21 protein-coding genes are annotated in these 21,976 nt (G+C 62.7%); 5 read left to right on the top strand and 16 right to left on the bottom strand.

Going from position 1 to position 21,976, the window contains the following annotated elements:
* Positions 1-160: 160 nt before the first annotated feature.
* The 4 genes from ettA (at position 161) to DYST_RS20415 (ending at position 4,243) form a co-directional block, all read left to right on the top strand.
* Positions 161-1,822, top strand: a complete 1,662-nt coding sequence (gene ettA / locus DYST_RS20430) for an energy-dependent translational throttle protein EttA (RefSeq protein WP_102300692.1) — start codon at positions 161-163, stop codon at positions 1,820-1,822.
* Positions 1,823-1,833: 11 nt separating this feature from the next.
* Positions 1,834-2,406, top strand: coding sequence for a hypothetical protein (locus DYST_RS20425; protein WP_239947962.1), 573 nt, complete (start codon positions 1,834-1,836; stop codon positions 2,404-2,406).
* Positions 2,407-2,422: 16 nt separating this feature from the next.
* Complete coding sequence (gene pyrF, locus DYST_RS20420) at positions 2,423-3,235, top strand: orotidine-5'-phosphate decarboxylase (RefSeq protein ID WP_102300695.1); 813 nt, start codon at positions 2,423-2,425, stop codon at positions 3,233-3,235.
* Between the two features lie 111 nt (positions 3,236-3,346).
* Complete coding sequence (locus DYST_RS20415; protein ID WP_239947960.1) at positions 3,347-4,243, top strand: MBL fold metallo-hydrolase; 897 nt, start codon at positions 3,347-3,349, stop codon at positions 4,241-4,243.
* Between the two features lie 57 nt (positions 4,244-4,300).
* On the opposite strand, the gene DYST_RS20410 is transcribed toward DYST_RS20415, so the two are convergent.
* The 11 genes from DYST_RS20410 to DYST_RS20360 all read right to left on the bottom strand — a co-directional run bounded on the left by DYST_RS20410 (position 4,301) and on the right by DYST_RS20360 (position 12,916).
* Entirely contained in the window at positions 4,301-5,062 is a 762-nt protein-coding gene (locus DYST_RS20410; RefSeq protein WP_158241217.1) for a Crp/Fnr family transcriptional regulator, read from the bottom strand.
* Between the two features lie 238 nt (positions 5,063-5,300).
* Positions 5,301-5,615 carry a RebB family R body protein gene (locus tag DYST_RS20405; protein ID WP_102300698.1) on the bottom strand — a complete coding sequence of 105 codons (315 nt, stop codon included), beginning with the start codon at positions 5,613-5,615 and terminating at the stop codon, positions 5,301-5,303.
* Between the two features lie 78 nt (positions 5,616-5,693).
* A complete protein-coding gene (locus DYST_RS20400) occupies positions 5,694-6,020 on the bottom strand; it encodes a RebB family R body protein (protein ID WP_102300700.1) in 327 nt (108 codons plus the stop codon).
* A gap of 72 nt (positions 6,021-6,092) precedes the next feature.
* Positions 6,093-6,560 (bottom strand): hypothetical protein, encoded by a 468-nt coding sequence (locus DYST_RS20395; protein WP_239947958.1) that lies wholly within the window; start codon positions 6,558-6,560, stop codon positions 6,093-6,095.
* Between the two features lie 23 nt (positions 6,561-6,583).
* Positions 6,584-6,829, bottom strand: a complete 246-nt coding sequence (locus DYST_RS20390) for a hypothetical protein (protein WP_239947956.1) — start codon at positions 6,827-6,829, stop codon at positions 6,584-6,586.
* Positions 6,830-6,842: 13 nt separating this feature from the next.
* A complete protein-coding gene (locus DYST_RS20385) occupies positions 6,843-9,008 on the bottom strand; it encodes a hypothetical protein (protein WP_239947954.1) in 2,166 nt (721 codons plus the stop codon).
* A gap of 42 nt (positions 9,009-9,050) precedes the next feature.
* The gene (locus DYST_RS20380; RefSeq protein WP_233176169.1) at positions 9,051-9,512 is read right to left on the bottom strand and encodes a hypothetical protein; all 462 of its coding nucleotides are present in this window, start codon (positions 9,510-9,512) and stop codon (positions 9,051-9,053) included.
* Between the two features lie 284 nt (positions 9,513-9,796).
* Entirely contained in the window at positions 9,797-10,030 is a 234-nt protein-coding gene (locus DYST_RS20375) for a RebB family R body protein (protein WP_102300706.1), read from the bottom strand.
* Positions 10,023-10,691 carry an RNA polymerase sigma factor gene (locus DYST_RS20370; RefSeq protein ID WP_275666879.1) on the bottom strand — a complete coding sequence of 223 codons (669 nt, stop codon included), beginning with the start codon at positions 10,689-10,691 and terminating at the stop codon, positions 10,023-10,025. The genes DYST_RS20375 and DYST_RS20370 overlap by 8 nt, the downstream gene beginning before the upstream one ends.
* A 183-nt stretch (positions 10,692-10,874) precedes the next feature.
* Positions 10,875-12,035, bottom strand: coding sequence for an acyltransferase family protein (locus tag DYST_RS20365; RefSeq protein ID WP_239947950.1), 1,161 nt, complete (start codon positions 12,033-12,035; stop codon positions 10,875-10,877).
* Positions 12,035-12,916, bottom strand: a complete 882-nt coding sequence (locus DYST_RS20360; protein ID WP_239947942.1) for a LysR family transcriptional regulator — start codon at positions 12,914-12,916, stop codon at positions 12,035-12,037. Before DYST_RS20360 ends, DYST_RS20365 begins: the two co-directional genes overlap by 1 nt.
* Before the next feature lie 96 nt (positions 12,917-13,012).
* On the opposite strand from DYST_RS20360, the gene DYST_RS20355 reads away from it, so the two are divergent.
* Complete coding sequence (locus DYST_RS20355; RefSeq protein WP_239947940.1) at positions 13,013-14,008, top strand: SMP-30/gluconolactonase/LRE family protein; 996 nt, start codon at positions 13,013-13,015, stop codon at positions 14,006-14,008.
* 148 nt (positions 14,009-14,156) lie between these two features.
* Here DYST_RS20355 and DYST_RS20350 read toward each other — a convergent pair whose 3' ends face one another.
* From DYST_RS20350 to DYST_RS20330, 5 genes are all read right to left on the bottom strand, one after another.
* Positions 14,157-14,948, bottom strand: a complete 792-nt coding sequence (locus tag DYST_RS20350) for a DUF805 domain-containing protein (RefSeq protein WP_239947938.1) — start codon at positions 14,946-14,948, stop codon at positions 14,157-14,159.
* 56 nt (positions 14,949-15,004) lie between these two features.
* Positions 15,005-16,024 (bottom strand): cell envelope integrity protein TolA, encoded by a 1,020-nt coding sequence (locus tag DYST_RS20345; protein WP_239947936.1) that lies wholly within the window; start codon positions 16,022-16,024, stop codon positions 15,005-15,007.
* A gap of 157 nt (positions 16,025-16,181) precedes the next feature.
* A complete protein-coding gene (locus tag DYST_RS20340; protein ID WP_239947935.1) occupies positions 16,182-16,967 on the bottom strand; it encodes an AcvB/VirJ family lysyl-phosphatidylglycerol hydrolase in 786 nt (261 codons plus the stop codon).
* Positions 16,964-19,570, bottom strand: coding sequence for a bifunctional lysylphosphatidylglycerol flippase/synthetase MprF (gene mprF, locus DYST_RS20335; RefSeq protein WP_239947933.1), 2,607 nt, complete (start codon positions 19,568-19,570; stop codon positions 16,964-16,966). The genes DYST_RS20340 and mprF overlap by 4 nt, the downstream gene beginning before the upstream one ends.
* A gap of 145 nt (positions 19,571-19,715) precedes the next feature.
* On the bottom strand, positions 19,716-21,713 hold the full coding sequence (locus tag DYST_RS20330) for an OPT family oligopeptide transporter (protein ID WP_239947931.1): 1,998 nt from the start codon (positions 21,711-21,713) through the stop codon (positions 19,716-19,718).
* Positions 21,714-21,976: the final 263 nt, after the last annotated feature.

Genomic DNA, 21,976 nt, shown 5'->3' with positions numbered 1-21,976 from the left:
CCGGCGCCACGCACTCCCGCCTGGGGGGCCACTCAAGAGCAACGCGGGCTACGCGGAGATCGTGAACAGGCTCTAAGGCCGCTATAATGAGTGGTTTACACCCACTCTGAATCGCACCGCCTGCCCTTCAGCTGGCGCTCTGCACGCCGCCGGAGGTTCCATGCAGTACATCTACACCATGAACGGGGTCAGCAAGATCGTTCCCCCGAAGCGCCACATCATCAAGGACATCTCGCTGAGCTTCTTCCCCGGCGCCAAGATCGGCCTGCTGGGCGTGAACGGCGCGGGTAAGTCCACGGTGCTGCGCATCATGGCCGGCGTCGACAAGGACTTCCAGGGTGAAGCCCGTCCGCAGCCGGGCATCAAGGTTGGCTATCTCGCGCAGGAGCCGGAGCTCGATCCCGAGAAGACCGTGCGTGAGGCCGTGGAAGAAGGCGTCTCCGTCATCCTTGACGCCCAGAAGCGTCTGGAAGAGGTCTATGCCGCCTACGGCGAAGAAGGCGCGGACTTCGACAAGCTCGCCAAGGAACAGCAGGAGCTGGAAAACATCCTGGCGGTGAACGACGCGCACGCGCTGGAGCGCCAGCTCGAAGTGGCCGCTGACGCGCTGCGCCTGCCGGCGTGGGACGCCAAGATCGGCCCGCTGTCCGGTGGTGAGAAGCGCCGCGTGGCACTGTGCCGCCTGCTGCTGTCCAAGCCGGACATGCTGCTGCTCGACGAACCGACCAACCACTTGGACGCCGAGTCGGTGGATTGGCTGGAGCAGTTCCTGCAGAACTACCCGGGCACCGTCGTGGCCGTCACCCATGACCGCTACTTCCTCGACAACGCGGCCGAGTGGATTCTCGAGCTCGATCGCGGCCGCGGTATTCCGTGGAAGGGCAACTACACCGAGTGGCTGGAGCAGAAGGACGCCCGCCTCAAGCAGGAAGCCTCACAGGAAAAGTCGCGTCAGAGGGCGATCGAAAAGGAACTGGAGTGGGTGCGCTCAGCGGCCAAGGGCCGTCAGTCCAAGGGCAAGGCGCGTCTTAACCGCTTCGAGGAGCTGAACTCGGTCGAGTACCAGCGCCGCAACGAAACCAATGAAATCTTCATTCCGCCGGGCGAGCGCCTGGGCCAGGAAGTGATCGAGTTCAAGAACGTCAACAAGTCCTTCGGCGACCGCGTGCTGATCGAAGACCTGTCGTTCAAGATCCCGCCGGGCGCCATCGTCGGCGTGATCGGCCCGAACGGCGCCGGCAAATCCACGTTCATGAAGATGATCATGGGCAAGGAGCAGGCGGATTCCGGCGAAGTGAAGCTCGGCCACACGGTCAAGCTCGCCTACGTCGACCAGTCGCGTGATGCGCTCGATCCGAAGAACAACGTGTGGCAGGAAGTCTCCGGTGGTTCGGACATCCTCACCATCGGCAACTTCGAGATCCAGTCGCGCGCGTACATCGGTCGCTTCAACTTCAAGGGCACCGACCAGCAGAAGATCGTTGGCCAGCTGTCTGGTGGTGAGCGCGGTCGCCTGCACATGGCCAAGACCCTGCTGCAGGGCGGCAACGTGCTGCTGCTCGACGAACCGTCGAACGACCTGGACGTGGAAACCCTGCGTGCACTGGAAGACGCGCTGCTCGAGTTCCCGGGCTGCGCCGTGGTCATTTCGCATGACCGCTGGTTCCTCGACCGCATCGCCACGCACATCATCGCGTTCGAAGGCGACTCGCACGTGGAGTTCTTCCCCGGCAACTACAACGAGTACGAAGCCGACAAGAAGCGTCGTCTCGGCGATGAGGCTGCCAAGCCGCACCGCGTGAAGTACAAGAAGCTCGCGTAAAGCATACTTCGATGCATCTGCTGGGCTACCGGGTCAGCTCCTGCACCGCGCAGGAGCTGACTATGGACGGCAGAAATTATGTCGCTGCGGCATTTATGTGGTTATGCAGCCTGGTGATCGGTGGGCTGGTGCCCATCGCACTCATTTGGCTGGTAGTTCACCGGCATGATGCCGGGGTAAACCTGAGCGCAGGCGCCAGCGTCGCGGTGTTCGTTGCGGCGTTGTTGTTTGCCCTGGCGCTGCTCATGCCTTTCGTGTTTTTCGACGGCATCGTCCGGCGAACGATTCGTCTGTGCAGGACAAGCGACAGCGTCACCATCGTGGATTACATCGCGTCGGGACGTCATCGCTCCAGGGCATTTCCACTGAAGCGCCCTGCCGGCCTGGACGTAAAGGTGTTCGCGCCACGTGGTGGGCCCGTTGGCCCCTTGTGGTCCATTCAAGCGATCAGCCTGACCTACCCACACGGTGATCCGGTGGTGCTGTTGGGACACAAGACGCCCACGATGCGCGCAGAATCTCGACAGTCCAAAGAAATCGTGACCGCACTACAGCGATGGCTGGACCTTTCCCCCGTCGCGTAAGCCCTGGAGAAAATCGATGCACTTCATGCCATCCCTGCAACAGGCCTGGGCTAACCACAACTCCCTCGTCTGCGTTGGCCTCGATCCGGAACCGGCAAAGTTCCCCGCGCACCTCAAGGGCCGGCCAGATGCCGTGTTCGAATTCTGTCGCGACATCGTCGACGCCACGGCCGATGTCGTCTGCACTTACAAGCCGCAGATCGCGCACTTCGCCGCGCTGCGTGCGGAAGATGCACTGGAGCGCCTGATCGCGCACATCCACGACAAGCATCCCAACGTGCCGGTCATCCTCGACGCCAAGCGCGGCGACATTGGCAGCACGGCACAGCACTACGTCACCGAGGCATTTGATCGCTTCAAGGCCGACGCGGTGACATTGAACCCCTACATGGGCCGCGACTCCGCACAGCCGTTTCTGGAGCGCGCCGACAAGGGCGTGATCCTGCTGTGCCGCACGTCCAATCCGGGTGGTGCGGACTTCCAGGCGCTTGACTGTGGCGGCCTGCCGCTGTACCTGCGCGTTGCCGAAACCATCGCACGCGACTGGAACGCCAACGGCAACTGCGCCCTGGTGACCGGTGCCACATGGCCGGAGGAACTGGGCAAGGTGCGTTCTCTCGTCGGCGATATGCCGTTGCTGGTGCCCGGCATCGGCGCACAGGGTGGCGATGTGGAGGCCGTGCTCAAGCATGGCCGCACAGCGAACGGCACCGGCCTGATGATCAGCTCCTCGCGCGCCATCCTCTACGCCAGCAACGGCGAAGATTTCGCCCAGGCGGCACGAAAGGCCGCCATCGAGCTGCGCGACACCATCAACGGTTATCGCTGAATCCCGGCTTCGTTATACGGCGCAGGCCACCGGCCTGCGCCACGCGTTGACGAGTGAACGTGCGACGCCAGGCTGACATACTGGCCTCTCCCGATGGCTAACCACATCGTCATGTCGCCACCTCCCACACTCCGCTTCTCGCGCCGACGCCTGTTGCAGGCCACCGGGCTCGCCATCGCGGCGGGTGCGCTATCACCATGGCGCGTCCGTGCGGATACATCGCCCCGCTCCCGTCTGATCCTGCTCGGCACGGCTGGCGGCCCCACGCCTAAGGCGGACCGCGCCGCCCCTGCCAGCGCCATCGTGGTGGACGGGGTGACCTATGTGATCGATTGCGGCAATGGCGTAGCGCACCAAATGGTGAAGGCAGGGCTAAACCTCGGGTCGATCCGCCATCTCTTCATCACCCATCAGCACTCCGACCACAACGCGGACTACGGCAACCTGCTGTGGCTGGCATGGTCAGGCCCACTGCATACGCCAGTGGACACATGGGGACCGCCGCCGCTGACCGAGATGACACGGTTGTTCCTCGCCATGAACGACTACGACATCCGCACCCGCGTTGCCGACGAAGGCCGCCCACCGCTGGCACCACTTATCCGGCCACACGAACTCACCGGCCCAGGGCTGGTCATGCAGGATGCGCGGGTAAAGGTCACCGCCGCGCTCGTGCAGCATCCGCCCGTGGAACCGGCCTTCGCCTACCGCTTTGACTGTCCCGACCGCAGCATCGTGTTCTCGGGCGACACCCGACCGTCGGAAAACCTCGTGGCGCTCGCACGCGGCGCCGATATTCTGGTGCACGAGGTGATGTACCTCCCTGCGCTCGACAAACTCATCGCCACCGAGCCAAACGCCACCCGGCTGCGCGAGCACCTGCTGGCCAGCCATACCACGACCGAACAAGTCGGGGCGCATCGCCACCGAGGCCGGTGTGAAAACGCTGGTGCTCAATCACTTCGTGCCGGGAGGAAATCCACCGGTGCCAGAGGAAGTATGGCGTGACGCCGTTGCACCACACTTCAAGGGCCGCATCATCGTCGGCCGTGATCTGATGGAGATCTAGAGCCGTCGCTCCGGCGCGCAGGCCTTGAGTCGCAGCTGTTCGAAATCGTGCACGTAAAGCACGTTCCGCTCGCGACTGATTAACCCCGCACGTTGCCAGCCCTGCAGCAGCGCGTTCAACTTGGGTCGGCTCGCATTGAGCATGGAGGCCAGGATGCCTTGCGTGGGTGGCAGCTCGATCTGAGCCACACCACGTTCGCGCCCGCTTCGTTCCGTCGCGTCCAGCAGATAGCGCGCCAGCCGCGATTCCAGGCTGTACAGACACATTGTCTCCAACGCCTTCGCCGTGCGGCTTACCCGCCCGGCAAGCAGAAGCATCACGCGATGCAGAAACTGCGGCTCGGTCAGCAACCCAGCCAGATGCACGCGCCTGAGCAGCAGCACGGTCACCATGCCCGCCGCGACCGCCGTGAAGTGATGACAGCTTGCGCCAAGCAGCGCGGCCTCACCAATGGCCTGCCCGGAGCCCGCCATGTCCACGATCAGTTCGCGTCCATCCGGGCCATACAGAATGGCGTAGACCACGCCTTCCACTACTAACGCGGCGAAGTCAGCCGAATCGTTCTTACGAAACACCAGCTCGCCGCTGTCCATATAACGCGCATTCGAACGTCCCGCCAACTCATCCAGCACCGGGGCAGGAAGGCCCGCAAACAACTCGGACCGCGCGAGCAACGCGCGGCGACTATCCACATCCAAGACTGTCGAACGGCTGCTGCGCACAGCCGTACGCGACGCGTGCCGCGTAGCCAGTTGCATGCCTAATGCCCCCTGATGGCAGGTGCGGCGCATCGTCCACGATGCAGGCTGCACCGGCCCGGATAACAACTATTCACGCCCGGCTGCCCGCGGAAATCGCCTTCCGCCCCCACGGAACCCGGGATCTTGTTCTGCTGCCTCGTAACCTGCCTGCCATCGGATAACGGGAACGTGATCGTCACGCCCGCCTCGGCGGGCCGGACAGGCGCTCCCGTCCGGTCCCGCCGGCCCGATCGCTTCAGCCGCTACGGAAAGAGTTCAGAACGCTCAGCAGGCTGGTCAGGTTGTCTGCCACACCACCCTGCGCCACCTTCTCGCTGGCGGCGGCGGTTGCCGTGGTATCCAGGCTGTAAATCTGCATCACACCCTGGTTGGCCGCTGCCTGCGACAGCGTGTTCTGCTGTTGCTGCTGCGCCACGGCGTTCTCGAACAGGATGCCCGTCGAGTGGGCCATCGTCTGGTAGATCGACCCCATGGCCATGGCCGGCGCTTCTGCGACGACCTTTACGTTGGTCTGGGTAACGGCATCGGTGATCTGGCTATTCACAGTCATGACTCAACTCCATTCAATGAAGCGGCTAAGCCGCGAAAGAAATGCAAGAACGCACAGCGCACGCTGTGCGCGTCGGTGTCACTGATTGCTGAAGGCGTTCATCACCGACAGCAGGCTGGTGAGGTTGTCCGCCACGCCGCCCTGCGCCACCTTCTCCGTGGCCGCCGCCGTCGCGGTGGTATCCAGGCTGTAGATCTGCATCACGCCCTGGTTGGCCGAGGCCTGCGACAGCGTGTTCTGCTGCTGTGCCGATGTCACCGCGTTCTCGTACAGCACACTGGTGGAATGCGCCATGGTCTGAAAGATCGAACCCATGGCCATGGCAGGGCCTTCGGCAATCACCTTCACGTTGGACTGAGTGACCGCATCGGTGATCTGCGAGTTGACAGGAATGGGGATAGGCATGTCGTTGCTCCTCTGGTTAGGTACGGTGCTCCCGTACATGAAAGTGAAACGATCCCGGCGGGCCAGCGTGAATCAACGTTTGCGCTTTCCGCCCGCTTTCTGCGCGTGCTGCGGTGTCGTACCCGCGGCGTGTTCGTTCGCTTGTGGCGACGCTTGCGGTGTGTCGCCTTCGCCCTGATGCCGATGTCGGTGCTGCAAGGCTTTCAGCGTCGTCAACGATTCAACGACCTGCTCCACCGCCTGCTGCTCAAGATCGCGCTGTTCCGCCAGTCGAAGCAGTGCTTTGCGGGCCTCCTCGGTACCTTTGCGAATCGCGTCCAGCGCATGCGCGCCACCACGCTCCACAATCTCCGCGGCACGCACCAGATTCATGCCGCCTTCGCTGGTTCCTGGTGGAGGGGGCACCGGCGACACGGGCTGTGGCGGCGCAAACGGCGGATAGGGATAGATCGCACGTGGCCGCTCCGCCTTTGTCAGCGCGAGCAACAACTTGATCAGCTCACGCAAACCCTCGAGCTTGTCCTGGTCGATGTCGATCATGGGGAGGTCTCCAGCCATGGCGTTCAACGCATGCGGGCGGCGAGCAGACGGGCCAGCGCCAGCACCAGGCGCTGCTCGCGAGAGCGCTTTGGCCGCTTGCCTGGATCGTCAGGAGTGACCGTCGACTTGTGCGGCAACGCCAACAATGCTCGTTGCCTGGGTGGCGAGGAAGGCGCTGGCGAAGACGCTTCCCTGCGCGCGCTGGTCAGCTCGCCCATCCCTCGCTGGTAGAAGTCATCGACGATCTCGTCGCCGGATGCTGTTGTCATGGCATGCCCTCCGCTATGCGGCCTGACCCGGATCTTGCTTGCCACGTCGCAGGCTCACCACCGATGACGGCGCCTGATAGCCCTCCAGCGCCTCGATGTTGCGCTTGCCCCACGCACGCTCGCCGGCGAGCGACCCGATGGTTTGCAGCCAATAGGCATCGGCCATCGAAAGGATCACCCGCTGCAGGGTCAGCACCGTGTCCGACGCCAATACCGTCTGGCCCACTGGAAGCAGGTTGTAGGCAATCAAGATCACCATGCGCACAAACTCGTCCTGGATATCGCTGTGCTCAACGCCCTGGCCATCGGCCCCTAACAGATACGAGCGCCAGTTCAGGAAAATGGAGTTCACGCGCGCCAGCGCCTGATACCGAACGGACGGTTCCGTCGACTCCCCAACAACGCTGACCACGAGCTTCGCAAAGTTGACGTAGTGATAATCGGCGACGAAATACCCCAGCGGCCCCAAGGCAACCTTCAGGAAGCCCTTGATCGTCTCCGCGACCTGGACATCCGCCAACACATCCTTCATATCACCGAGCTTCTTGCTCAGGTCCACGTAGTAGTTGATCTGCTCTTGGTTCAATGAATCGCTGGACATATAGGTAATGGAGGCGGATACCGCCGCGAGCACATCGGTATCAATGTAGCCGTCCAGATGCCTGAAGCCCTTGTTGATGCGGTACGACTCCGCTGACTTGAACAAGGCTGCCGCGCCTGTGATGGCGTTGCTCCCGAGATTGGTATCGAACGCGAGAACGGGGTACTTCGCGGCCACGAAGTTCCGATAGTAGTAATCGTGGCCAAGGCGGAAGGTGTACGGCGACCCATCGCCCGCGAGCAGCGCATACCAAGTCTGGTTGCCGCCCTTTTCGACAGGCGAGTCGAACATTTCGCTCAGGGCCATCACGCTGCGCTTCGCGTTGTAGGCTGCCAATTCGCGGCTGCGTTCGCCGTTGATATCGAAACGCCGCAATTGGCATCCCCGGTGCGTCAACGAGCTGCTCAGGAACAGCTCGTCGAAAAGGCGCGAGAAGATACCCACACCGTAACCAGGTGCGCCGCGCGTTCCCGCGCTCTCGGTGGCGCGGCGCTCCGTGGCGGACTGGGCACAACGGCCGATATAGCAAGCCAGTGCCTTGTAGAAATCGGCGTCGGGCGCAGGGTCACCGTACGCCAAATAGTACCCGATCATGGAACGATGATCGGCTGCCGAGCTCGCACCTTCGCCGTTATGGATATGCACGACGATGGATTTCGAATGTTTGCTCTTGAGCGCCTCAGTCAGCACCCCTTTCTGCTTGCGCAGAAAGTCGAACAAGGCATCGTAGTTAGCGACACGGTTTTCCACCCCAAGCAGATCAATGCCGATGGTGCACTTCAGTTTATCGTCCGTGAGCTTCTTGAGGATGTTCGCCAAGTCAGCAGCAAGACTGCTCGCACTCATGTAGGCGGATGGCGTATGCACGAGCACGCGGTATTGCGTGTTCTCGTCGTCGTTGAACTTCTCCACTTTGGCGTCGAGGATATCGATGTCACCTGCGCCAGCGGGAATCTGGATGTGCTTGATCCCCTTCCCCTTGAGGTACTTCAGCGTGCCGACAATGAAGTCCTCGTATTTCTTACCGAACTTCACGCCGTCCGGCTTCTTCTCCGCATCGTTCACCTGGTCAGTCAGCACCGACCGCATCTTGTAGGCATCGTCGAACGGTGTGAACTTGTTGCTCGAATAGATCTTGCCGTTGAAGTAGCGCGCCAGCGCAGCCACCCACGTGCGATCCTCGCCAGGGCTCAGCATGGCGGCCCGCACCGATTCCTGCGCGGCGCGATACAACCGCGGGTCGGTCACCGGCAACTCTGCCACGCTTTCGTAGGGGCGCATCCGTTGCGCGATCAGTACGCACGCTATGTAGATATTCTCCGCCGCACATTCGCCACGCTCGTAGCTTGTCCGGTCGGCCCGCCGCGTGAGGTAGTCGAACGGATTGGCCGCAAGCATGTACGACAAGGCCTGTTGGAACAGCGCCACCTCACCAGCATCGCCGTCTGAACCGGACAACCAACGAACGAGCGACGGTTCGTCCTTTCCCCGAACGGGAAGAATGCCGGTCAGATGACTATGAAAGTCGTAAGGGTAGTCGTGCACCGGGACCGGCGACGATAATTTGAAGTAAGCCATGGAAGTTCCTCGCGATGTCAGGTGGCACCAGGTACCGGTTCCTTACTGCGTGGGTGGCGCTTTGCGTGCAGCGAGCATGCTGCTGTACTTGGCGATGCTCTGATCGATGCGGTCGATGGCGAAACTCGCTGACTCTGCCTCCATCGCACCGGCTGCCGCCGCAACCGCTGCCGCCGCGGCCATCAACAAATCCGTAGCGACGATGCCTAGCGCGTCTTCGCCGGCCTCTACCAATTTCTGTTCCGCCAATGCCTGAGTCATTTGCTTGAGCAACACGCCCTGACTCGCCAGCACCAGCTTGCTCACGCCGTCGAAATAACTCGCTGCCGCTTGCGCGACGAGACCCGATGCCTGACTGATCATCATGTCCGGGCCTAGCGCGATCTGTGACGCGGCATAGCCTGCCGTTTCCGCATTGCTCAGTTGCACTGCCTGCACAATCGACGGATTCAGCGCATCCGTATCCGGTGGCGTCGGGTTCTGTTGCAGCATCCGCTCGGTCATGAGCGTGCGCACATTCGACGGTGGCGGAGCAGGTGGCGCAGGAGCAGGCGCGGGAGATGGTGCTGGTGCTGGTGCTGGTGCTGGTGCTGGTGCTTGCGTCTGTGCAGGTGCCGGCGCGGGCGCTTGCACGGGCGCGGGTGCGGGCCCCGACCCACCGGTGTTGCCACCGTCGTCCTCCCCGGATGCCGCACGCGGTGTCCGGCTACCCGAGATCCATTTCGACCAGAAGGCCATCTCGATTCCCCTCCCCTACGCCAGAGTCGATTCGCGGTCCGGAAGCACGTCTATGGTTTCTCTGCGATCGACATGATCATCGCGACCGCTCGCGACACCACCGCGTTGGAAATCTGGTTGAGGGCTTGCTGGCTATGCACTGCGTTCTGCAGCGAAAGCCCTGCGGAATGGCTTGCGACCTGATAGAGCGCGGCGATAGCCTGTGCCGGCGCCTCCGCTACCACTTTCACGTTTGTCTGCGTGACGGCATCGGTAATCTGGGCGTTGACTTGAGGGTCAGCCATGGTCTTTTCCTTCGGTCGACGGTGAAGGCACGTGGCGGCGAGAACCGCTGCCCTTTTCATAACGACGGGTCTGGCTTGTTGTGAACACAGCGACGCCCACTTCATCGCGCGGTATGGCCGCACGCCCGATCTCCGCGCGCAGGCGATCACGGATCAGTTGCACGCGCTTGCGCAGCAGCGGCTGATTGATACCCAGACGTTCGGCGATCTGTGGATACGGCAGATCATCGATAAAGCGGAAGGCAAACAGGCGTCGCTGAGCCGGACTCATCGCCCGCAGCGCCGCCTCGATGCAGGCGATTTGTTGCTGGACTTCGAGCTTCTGCATGGCCGACGGCGCAAAGGCATCTCCCATCCCGGCAGGCTCGCCATACACATCGACACTCCCATCGAACACCAGACCTTCGCGTGCGCTACGGCGCACGCCGTCGACAAAGACATGGCGCAGCACGACAAACAGAAAGCCCTTGGGCCGTTCGATGAAGTTCGGTCGGTGCCGCGTGTACTGCAGCGCCTTCAGCGCCGTAGCCGCCAGTAACTCATCGGCACGATCCAAATGGCCACCCGCGAGGCGGCGTGCTCGCCGCAGCAGCATGGGCTGGTTCGCACGCCAAGCGCGTGCGAATTTTTCGTCGATACTGTCGTCCGCTCTGCAATCCACAGCGTCGCACTCCCGTCAACGAGAGTGCGCGAGTCTCCATGGTCATCAACAGCGTCGCTGTTCCCTGCGTGACAGGCCTACATGCTTTTCGGTTGTAGGCGCTCAAGATGCGAACTGGCGCAACAACCTCAACGCTTCGCGTCGAGCAAAACCCTTAAAACAAGGCTTTTTGGCCTATTCCTTTTAGCCTGTCGCGACGGATTGTACCGGCGTCACCTTGTGCAGCCAGCGTGAACGAAGCCATTGCTCTGCTGGCGTAGAGATGTAGCGTTCCATCCCCTTACCCAACAACCAACACAGCGGCAGCGCCGGCAAATACCACAGATAGCCGTGCGCGATATCGCTACCGGCCGCCTTGTAGAAGCGCACCACCGCGAATACGACAAACATGTGCACGAGGTAGATCTCGTAGCTCAAGCGCCCCCACGAACGAAGCCAGTTGAGCCCACGCCATGGCGCATGACGGCTTTGCGCCCATGCGCTGGCCAGCACCAGGCACAGGGCGGAACAGGTAAGCAACAACATGTAACCTTCATGCATCACCTGCCACAAGAACTTGCCTTCGAACATCACCAGGTAGAGGCCCACGGCACCGACGATGCCAAGCGCCGATGCCACAACGCGAGGCACCTGCTGCCAGCGATGCCAAACCAGGGCACCGAGTACACCCGTGGCAATAGCGGCTATACCCGGCAGATAAGCCTTCTCCTGCCAGATCTCGTTATCGGCCAACGCTGCCTTTGTCCAAGGCAGCGAGATGGCGAGCACGATCAGCATCGGTACCAGTACCCACGCGCGACGCGTCAGCAAGCAAACGATGGGAAAGCCGAGGTAGAACACTTCTTCGATCGACAGCGACCACAACACGTCCCAGCCACCGGGCAGATAGCCCGTCATGCCCTCGTACCAATTCAGATGGAAACCTAGCGCCGCCACGATGGCCCGCGGCAACGACTGCCCCTCCCGCTGAATCACATAATCCTGCACCCCGAGCAGATGCAGCCCGCTGAGCACGGCGACCAACAACAATAGACAAGGCGCGATGCGCGAAAAGCGGCGCACATAGAAGGCACGCAGATCGATGTTCGCCAGCGTGCCGCTGCGGCGCAACGTGTTACTGGTGATCAGGAAGCCGGAAATGACGAAGAAGATGAAGACCGCTTCGTAACCGTTGAAATTGAGTGCACTGAGCAGCTTCTCCGGCAAAAAGTCAGCCAGCCCGGTTTTACGCAGGCGAATGCGCAAGCCGATGTGGTGTAGCACCACCAGCAGGATAGAGAGCCCGCGCAGCAGGTCGATACCCGTATTGCGTCGCGCTTCCATGCGGTATGTCGCTCCGTCCATCAGCCCAACCTCTGCAATGCGAAGTCCACGAAGGTGCGCAGCTTGGCTGTCGGCCGCGTTTCGCGGCGGCGCACGATATGCAGATGGCGCACGGGAAGCTCCCAGTCCGGCAGCAGTCGAACCAGTCCGCCGGAGGCGATCGATGGCGACAGCAGCACGTCTGCCTGCACCACCACGCCCACGCCGCATAGCGCGGCCGTCAGCAGGGCCTGTCCGTTGTTGCAGGTCAGCGGCCCGCGCACGGGAAGGTCCACGTACTGGTCACCCTTGGTGAACCGCCAGTGGTGATCGCGCCCCCACGCCGTAAAGCCCAGGCACGCATGCGCTTGCAGATCATCGGGCTCGTTCGGCACGCCGTGGACTTGCAGGTAACCCGGACTGGCGACGACGAACATGCGCGACGGCGCCAGCGGCCGTGCCACCAGCGCATCGTCGTGCAGCGGTCCGGAGCGGAATGCCACGTCGATACCTTCATCATGCAGATCGACCACGCGATCGTTGAGCGTCAGCTCCACCTGCACGGCGGGGTACGTCGCCATGTACTCGCCAACCACTGGCATCAGACGGTGCGCGCCCCAGGTCACCGGCGCCGTCACGCGGAGCGTGCCCTGTGGTTCTGCGCGCAAGGCCTCGGCCACCTGATCGGCGGCCTGCACGCTGCTGAGTACGTCGCGGCAACGCTCCAGGTAGGCTGCGCCGATCTCGGTCAGGTGATGGCGGCGCGTGGTGCGTTCCAGCAATTGCGCGCCGAGCTGCTGCTCCAGTGCGCGCACGTGGTTGGCGACCATGGTGGTGGACAGGCCCCACTCGTCGGCCACCGCCGCAAAGCTCCCCTTTTCCACCACGCGAACGAACACTTCCATGCTGGTCAATCGATCCATTCCAAAGTCTCACTGTGGAGTGAAGGAAGAGGAAGCGCATTTATAGAGCAGAAGTGGCGAACCACAATCCCTGCCATCCGCCATAGGGAGCCACCGATGACCACTACCACCCTGCTGCGCCGCCTTGCCCTGGCCTGCGCGCTGACCTTTACCGCTGCTGGCCATGCCGCCGATGCGGCGCCATCGACCCGCCCGCTGCCCGCGGACTGGTATCCCGAAAGCATTGCGGTGGGGCCGGACGGATCGTTCTACGTCGGTAGCTGGCGCCAAGGGGCTGTGGCGCGCATCGCGCCCGGATCGGACCAACCGGACGTACTGGTGCCGCCCGGCTCCAATGGCCTATCCAATGGACAGGGTGTGCTGGTAGATACCCGTCGCGGCCTGCTGTGGGTCTGCTCCGGCACGCTCGGCTACACCACGGTGCCTACCCACCCGAGCGCCCTGAAGAGCTACGACCTTGCCACGGGTGCGCCGCGCGCCAGCTACGAGCTACCGGACAAGGGCTACTGCAACGACCTGACGCAGGACGATCACGGCAACCTCTACATCACCGACTCACTGCAGCCCCGCATCTTCCGCTGGCGCGATGGCGACAGCGCACTGGAGCTATGGAAGCAGGATGCCTCCTTCAACGCCGGTACCGAGGGTTTCAAGCTCAACGGCATCGCCATCGACCGCAACCACATCTACGTGAGCACGGTGACTGCCGCGCCTTACCTGCTGCGTATCGACATGAGGCCAGACGGCAGCGCCGGGGCGGTTACGCGCATCGACATGCCGCGCACGTTGAAGAATGCCGACGCGGTGCGCTCGGCCGGACACGACCGTCTGGTGATCTTCGAAAGCAACGCGTTTGGGCATGACGGCCCTTACGGCGGGCAAATCACGCTGGCCACGCTGTCGGGCAACCGCGCCGCTTCGCTAGTGACGCTGGTGGCCGGACTCAACGATCCGTCGTCAGGTGTGATTGCGAACGGCCGCGTGTATTTCATCGAGTCGAAGTACAGCCTCTTGTTTGCGCACAAAGACGACGACGCCGCGATTCCCCGCCACGTGCCATTCGATGTGCAGTCGGTGCCGTTACCGCAGTAAGTCGAGCGCGGTGGTAACCGTTACAACGCATCGAGCCCTCTGGGCTCGTGCTTGCGCTGTTCGCGCGCCATATCAAACTCCGTCTGCAGCACAACCCAGTACAGCGCAGTGGTGCCGAACACGGCAACGAAACGCATGGCGCGTGCCGCTAGGTAGCGCGTCGGCTCGCCAGATATTTCCGCAAGAGCCAGTAAGCAAGCCACACGACCAACACGGGCGCGACGCCGAAGAGCAACAGCATGATCACCGCTTCGCTCAGCGAGTCCAGCTCAGCGCTCAGTGCGATACAAAGCACCGCCATCAACCAGGTGACGGATACGCCTATCACCAGACGCCGCAGCCAGAACCGTGACGGGTCAGTGCTGCGGCGATCCCTGATGGTTATCCACAACCACCAAGGTAACCAAAGCACGTAGAGCGGGAGCGCACCGATAACGAGAAGGTCAAGGCAACGTTCCTGAGCGGTCGAACTACGGTCAGCTCCGGCCGTCACGAAGGCCAACAGCACCCAGACTAAGATCAAGCAGAGGACGACGCGCTGCCAACGTGGAAGCGCTACCTCGTTGCTTTCACGCGAATCCAGAGCAAACGCGTTATCGATTTTTTTGGCGGGCAGACAACAAAGCAAGATCGTTACGCACTGCGATACGGCGGGCATCAGCAGTAGCCAGAACCAGTGGCCGCTATAGCCAAGGTCATGCAACCGCCGAACGCTGGTTGCGGCGAACACCCATAGCAGCCAGATAAGCGATACGGCGACGACGAGTTGGCTCGGCAACCACCAGAGGGTGCCATGAGCGCCTGTAATAGTGATGCAGATAAGCAACATGCAGACAACGCCAATCATGGCTCCACGCGTTGCCGTTCCTGCGAAGGACATCAGCTTTCTGATCCAGGCGGTGGTACGCATGACATGTTCGTTGTGAATGGCGACGCTCATAAGCTCTCGTCGTTCCGTTGCGCAGCCGCGCCGGCACGAATAAGTGAAGATGCCAACTAAGGCTGCGAGGCGTCGGCCATCGACGCAAAGGTGATCACGATAGTGGACTGGAATGCCTTCTCGTAACCCTGGTAAGGCAGTGGATCTGCACGCCGCACGGCATTGACGACGGAGCGCTTGCCTGCCTCGTCATAAGGGCAATCCGACTCAATGTCGATGCCCGTGATATGTCCGCCGGGTTGCTGGGTGACCCGCACCTTGCAGGACGAGGCTGGCGTGTTGTCGGGCCGTATCCAGTTCGTCTGCACTGCTTGCATGACGGCACGGCTGTAGTCCGCAGCCAGTGAGGGACCGCCATGGCCCGTCGACGATGCGGATGCCGTTGTGGGTCCGCCTGCTGCATTCGACGTGGTGCCCGCGACCGGCGTATCCGCACCGTGGTTGACGTCGTAGATGACGTGGTTGCTCTGCAGTTGTCGAAGCTGATCGGTGGAAAGCGTCATGGGCTCGTCCCGATCGTAGTAGTCGTCCGTCCCGGCCTTTCCGCTGCGCACGTCGCTCTCTACGCTCCGCTTCTTGTTGTAGGCCGTTTTCGCCGCCATGAAAGTCAGCATGTTTCCATCGGCGGAAACCAGTTTCAACGCACCGTAAGCCGGTGACTGGTCAAAACCCTTCACCAATTTGGACAAGTCGGCGAAGTAGACATCCCCTGCGTGTGGCGCGGCGATGGATGCGGCCACATCATCACCCTGCCGCCTTTCCTGCACGGCGCCCACGACGATGACCAGACCGACGAGGGCCGGAATCAACAGCCAGCCACGGCGACGCATGACGGGAATCGGGTCCTTGCTGACGCGGCTCTGAAACTCCTGCTTGGTCAGCGCCACACCGTTGTGGCAGCGCGAACACACCGCCTGATACCGCCTGCTGGTGACCCAACTGAACGCGTACCAGATGTGCGCGTAGCGGTAGCTGACGGTGAGATCAAAGCGCTGCGCGCTCTGGCAGACCGGGCAATCTCGCGTGCCCGCATCGCCGGCGATGCATACGCCACCGCCGCTTCCCCAAATGATCATGAAACCCTCCTGGCATCGTGCATGCCGTCCTTGGCTGCCGGGCGACAGCGAAGGCTGACATGTTACGGAGGGTCGGCCCGGCAAAAAGTAGGAGTTTTCCTATATGCGTGAGGGCCGGTGCGGTTGTCGCACCCCGCCCGGTACGGCATGTGACCGGTTACTCACTCGCAGGCAACTCGTGGATCATCTGCTGCGCCAGCCCTTCGTAGTTGTAGTCGAAGTGATGGTCGCCGGTTTTCTCGTACACCTTCACCCACGACGGCAGCTTGGGATCGGCACAGATGGTGTCGGCCTTGTCTTTGATGCCGTAGTAGCACACGACGGGCGGATGGCCGCCGAGGGATTCCAGCGGCGGCATGGCGTCATAGTGCTTGACTGGATTGACCCACTGGAAGAAATCCTGCGTCCAGGTTTTCCATTTGCCTTCGCGTGCCGAGATATAGCCTTCCATCTCGATCTCGAAGTTCACGTCCGTGCTGGGCGAGAGCAGCACGATCTGGGCGATGTGCGCGCGTCCTTCCGGGCTGAGCTTGCCCACGATGGTGGGCAGCACATCGGCGCCAAACGAGAAGCCGATCAGCCAGATGCGTTTCTTGCCGTTCTGCGCCAGCGTGCGCGTGATCAACGCATCGAGGTCTGCTGCGGAGTCCTCTGCGCTTCTGTTGCGCCAGTAGTACTGCAGCAAACTCACGCCCTCTACCGGAATGCCGTGAGAGGCGATGATCTTGCCTAGCGACTGGTCCAGGTCGCGCCAGCCGCCGTCACCGGAATAAAAGATGGCGACCACGTCCTGCCGCCCGGTCAGCGGCGTAACGCCCTGCTGCGCGGGTACCTGCACGAGCGATTCGTCCATGCTGGCGTGATGCCACGGCTGCCACACCCACAGGCCGCCCGCAGCAGCCACCAGTACGACGAGAGCAGTCCACTTCCAGAATCGTTTCAACGGCGCACCATGCCAGACAATCCACCCGAGATAAGGCTCGCCACGTTGGCGAACACCAGCGGAAGCGCGATGCCGTTAGGCACCGCCAAGTAACGAGGTTCCCACACGGGGTCGAATTTGTCTTTGTATTTGCGCAGCCCACGGAAGTTGTAGAACTTCTCGCCACGGCCGAACAGCATGGCGCCAAGGCGGCTCCACAGCGGTGCGCTGCGGCGATTCTGCAAGCCGGAGAACGGGGCCATGCCTAGATTGAACCAGCGGTAGCCTTCCTGCTTGGACCACTGCATGAGGCTGATGAACAGGAAGTCCATGACGCCGGCCGTGCCGTCGGGCAGGTGGCGCATGAGATCGAGCGAGGCTTCTTCTTTATTCTCGGTGAGGAACAGGTTGGCAAAGGCCACCAGTTCCTCGCCCTGCCACACCAGCGCCATGGGCGTGCGCTCCAGGTAGCGCGGGTCGAAGGTGCCCAGCGAGAAGCCCTTCTCGCGTACGCCCTTGTCGCGCATCCAGGCATCGGAGATCTTCTTTAGCTGCGGCATCAACGCGGTCACCGCGTCGGCCGGCACGATCTCCATACGCATGCCGTCGCGGGTGAGCTTGTTGATGGTGTTGCGCAACACCTTCTTGGACTTGCCGTCGAGGTTGAAGCCAGTAAGGTCGACGCGTGCCTCCTCGCCGATCTTGAGGAAGTTCATACCCACTTCCAGGTACAGGTCGAGATCGTCCGGCCGCACCTGATAGAACAGCGGCCAGCCACCGGCGCGTTCGCACTGGTCGCGGAAGGTCCATACCAGTTCGCGGCGCGCGCCTTCGTCCTCGCCCACCGGATCGCCCATCGCCACCCAGCTGCGACCTTCCACGTCGTACATGATGAAGGCACGGTTGTCGGCATCGAACAGCAACGTCTTGTCACCCGTCAGGGCCAGGTGTGCCTGCGCCGAGGTGAAGTTCTTGATCAGCGGCAACGCACGCTGCAGGTCGTCTTCGTTTGGCAGGTGCAGATCGGGGCGCGCAGGACGGATGAGGTTGGCCAGCGCAAACAGCAGGCCCGCCGCCGCCGCGCCCACGAGCGCACGCAACGCACGGGGTGCACCACCGTGATAGAAGCTGAACTCCCACCACAGATTTTTGCTGTATTCCACGTGTTTGTAGCTGAAGCCGACCAGCCAGCCGGCGCACACCAGCACCGCCACGATGGCGATGATCCAACCCCACGAGAAGCTCGCGCTGAACATCGACGCGCGCCGATAGAACAGGCGGTGCGCCGGCGCCAGCGCTAACGCCAGCACGGACAGCAAGGTGGCTTCTTCGTAGTCGATGCCCTTGAGCAGCGACAGCACCGCGCCGAGCACCAGCAGGACCAACGTGAGCACGTAAGCCGCATCGAGTCGACGCTGCAGGCCACGCGCGAGGATCAGCAGCATCATGCCGACCACGCTGGAGAGGAAGTGGGACACTTCCAGCACGGCCAGCGGCAACATGTCGCGCAGGATCGCCATGCGCGCCGGCAGCGCCGACGTGGCGCCGGAGAACAGCAGCACCGCGCCCGACACCATGGTGAGGCCAGCGAAGAACGGCGGCAGCAGGGCGGTGAACCACGGCGCCAGCAGTGTCTTCTGGCGCAGGCCGCGCGCCTCGCGCCACAGCACCACCACGGTGGCGGCAAACAGCGGCAGGAAGTAGTAGATGAGGCGGTAGGCCGCCAGTGCGCCAAGGATGGGCGCTTCCAGGCCCTGGTTTCCTTCCGCGCCGAAGCCGGCCAGCATCACCGCCTCGAACACGCCAAGGCCACCGGGCACGTGGCTGATCAGGCCGGCGATCTGCGCCAGTACGAAGATCGCCAGGAAATGGCCGAACCCCGTATCCACCTGATTGGGCATCAACAGGTACAGCACGTAGGCCGCCAAGCCCCAATCCACCGCGCCCACCAACACCTGCCGCGTAGCGACCAGCGTGCTCGGCAAACTCACGCGCCAACGCCACAGGCGCAAGGGACGTCCAAGCAAGCGACTGCCGGCGATCCACAACAGCGGAACCAGTGTGAGCACGATGGCGACGGGGATGCGCCAACTCGCCAACGGCAAGGAGGGCGGCACAGGCACCAGCAGCAAGGTGACACCGGTGAGCGCACTCAGGCCGAGCCAGAAGCTAAGCGTGGTGTAGACCACGACCTTCGCGACTTCCGCCGTGGACAGACCGGCCTGGATGTAGAACCGGTAGCGGATGGAGCCGGAGATCAGCAACGCCATGCCCAGCGCGTTGCTGAAGGCGTAGCTGATGAAGGAGATGAGGCTGACCTGTGCACCCGGCAGGTGCTTGCCGATGTACTTCAGCCCGAACCAGTCGTACAGGATCATCACGCCGTAGCTGCCCGCCGTGAGCAGCACGGCCAGCGCGAGGCGGTAGTTTTCCAGCCCATGGACGTAGCGAGCCACCTCGCGGTAGCTCACCTCGCTGGCGAGATGGCGCAGCGCCCACAGCGCCAGGCACAGCATGGCCACCGAAAGCAGCGGACCGGCAAGCCTGCGCAACCGGGCCATCAGGCCTGGCCGTGCAAGCACATCACCGGGAATCGGGGCCTCCGCCCCTGTCTGCTCCACCACGCGTTTACCGCCTCCACATGACCGTCGCGCAACACTAAAGCTGCGACCGTCTAGGATAGCCGGTCAGGGCGCACTCCTGTTCGATCGTGGCATGTAGGCATGACATTTGGTCGCGCCCGCTTCAGGCTGGGCGCGACCGGGCGGTTCAGGCTTTGCTGCTCAAGCGCTTGGCCATCCGGGCCACCCACAGGTACATGAAGAGCACGATCAGGGCGAAGGCGATGCCGCCGATCCACTGTGCCGCCTCGCCAAAGTTCTCGCCCACCAGCGCCAGCGGCGCGGCCTTGCCGGAGAACCCAACGATGAAGGCGATCACCACGCCGGTCACGCTCTCGCCGACAATCAGGCCAGAGGCGAGCAGCACGCCCAATTGCTTGGTGGTTTCCGGCTTCTTGGCGCGATCCGCGCGACGGTCGAAATACCAGCCGACCACCGAACCCACCACCACCATGAGCGTGCTGACCGTGGGCAGATAAATGCCCAGACCCACCGCCAGCGGCGGCATGCTCAGACGCTTGGTGGTGCGACGCAGAACCTCGTCGATGATGATGATCGCCACGCCGATCCAGATACCCGTGATGATCAGGCTCCAGTCGATGTTGTTGGTGATCACACCCTGCGCCAGCGCGGAGATCAAACCGGCCTGCGGTGCCGGCAAGGCATGCGGGCCCGCACCAGCCACACCGACGAAACCGTAAGCCTTGTTGAGCAGGTCCAGCACAGGCGGGATCACCGCCGCGCCAGCGATCACGCCGATCACCAGCGCTGCCTGCTGTTTCCACGGCGTGGCGTCCACCAGCTGACCGGTCTTCAGGTCCTGCAGGTTGTTGTTGGCAATGGCCGCCACGGTGAACACCACCGAGGTGATGAACAACGCGAACGCCACCAGCGCCTTGCCCTCTTCCGGACCGACATGCGGCTTTACAAACGCCACCAGCAGCAGCGCCGCGGCGATGACCACGAGAATGCCCACGCCCGACAGCGGACTGTTGGAGGAACCAATCAAACCGGCCATGTAGCCGCACACGGTGGAGACGAAGAAGCCCATCAGCACGACGAAGGCCACGCCGCCGATGGCGAGCACGGCCACGTGATCGCCCAGGCCAGCCGTCTCGCCGAAATAGCCGAGCAACCACCCGATCGGAATAAAGCAAGCCAGCGTGATCAGACCCACGATGCCGATCGGGATATCGCGCTCGGTGCGCGGCAGCGAATCGGCGTTGCCGGCCTTGCGCACACGGGAGGCGGCCATGGCCGAGGTCAGGCCTGTGATCACCGGCTTCACCAGCTTGGCGAGCGTCCAGATGGCCGACACGCCGATGGCGCCAGCGCCAACGAAGCGCACCTTGTGGCTCCAGGTGGTGTTGGCCAGATCCGCCACCGAGGCGGACATATCGCCCAGCACCGAGTAATGCGGCACGCCCCAGCCCCAGCCGATGATCGCGCCGATGAGCATGGCGATACCCACCGACAGGCCGACCAGATGGCCGATGGCGAACAACGCGAAGGAAAGATTGAAGTCGAAACCGCTGACCCCGCCCTTGTCGTTGACGCGGAAGTTGCGCACAAAGTCCGACGCGAACACCTGCGTGGCAACCACCACGGCGAACACCGCCGAGACAATGGAGCCCCACATCACGGCAAGCAGGCCGGCACGGCCTTCTTCCACGCTGTCCGCGTCTGCATCGTCACCGCTGCCGACCTTGAGCACTTCGGCGCAGGCCAAACCTTCCGGATACGGCAGGTCGGTATCGGTCACCAGCGCGCGGCGCAGAGGGATCGAATACATCACGCCCAGGATGCCGCCCAGCGCGCAGACAGCGAACGACGTCCAGAACGGGAAATCCGCCCACCAGCCGATCATGATCATGCCGGGCAGCACAAAGATGATCGACGACAGCGTGCCCGCCGCCGACGCGATGGTCTGGACGATGTTGTTTTCCTGGATGGTGGAATTCTTGAATCCACGCAGCAGGGCCATGGAAATCACCGCCGCCGGAATCGAGGTGGCAAAGGTGAGGCCGGCCTTGAGACCGAAGAACACGTTGGCGGCGGTGAATACCACCGTGATGATGACGCCAAGGATGAGACCGCGGACGGTCAGCTCTTTGCGAGATTCGGTTTGGGAAAGATTGCCGCTCACGAAAGTCGTCCGGTCATGTGGTGGGTCCCCTGTGGCCGCCTTGCGGCACGGATACGTCGGACCTGCCGGGAGGCAGGCCAGCGCGTAGGGTTGCCGGATTCGTGAGGAATGGCAACGGGTTGACGGATGGGTTGGGGTTCTTCTTAGTTTGCTGCGGCCTGCTCTGCTCCCTCTCCCCTTCGGGGAGAGGGTCGGGGTGAGGGGCGGGTGCTCGCCTCAGCGTTTCATCTTTGCCGTCACCCCGGCATAGGCCGGGGTCCAGA

This window comes from Dyella terrae, assembly GCF_022394535.1.
Lineage (GTDB): Bacteria > Pseudomonadota > Gammaproteobacteria > Xanthomonadales > Rhodanobacteraceae > Dyella.
The sequence above is the reverse complement of the archived record's forward strand: the minus strand, read 5'-3'. Positions and strand labels throughout refer to the sequence as shown.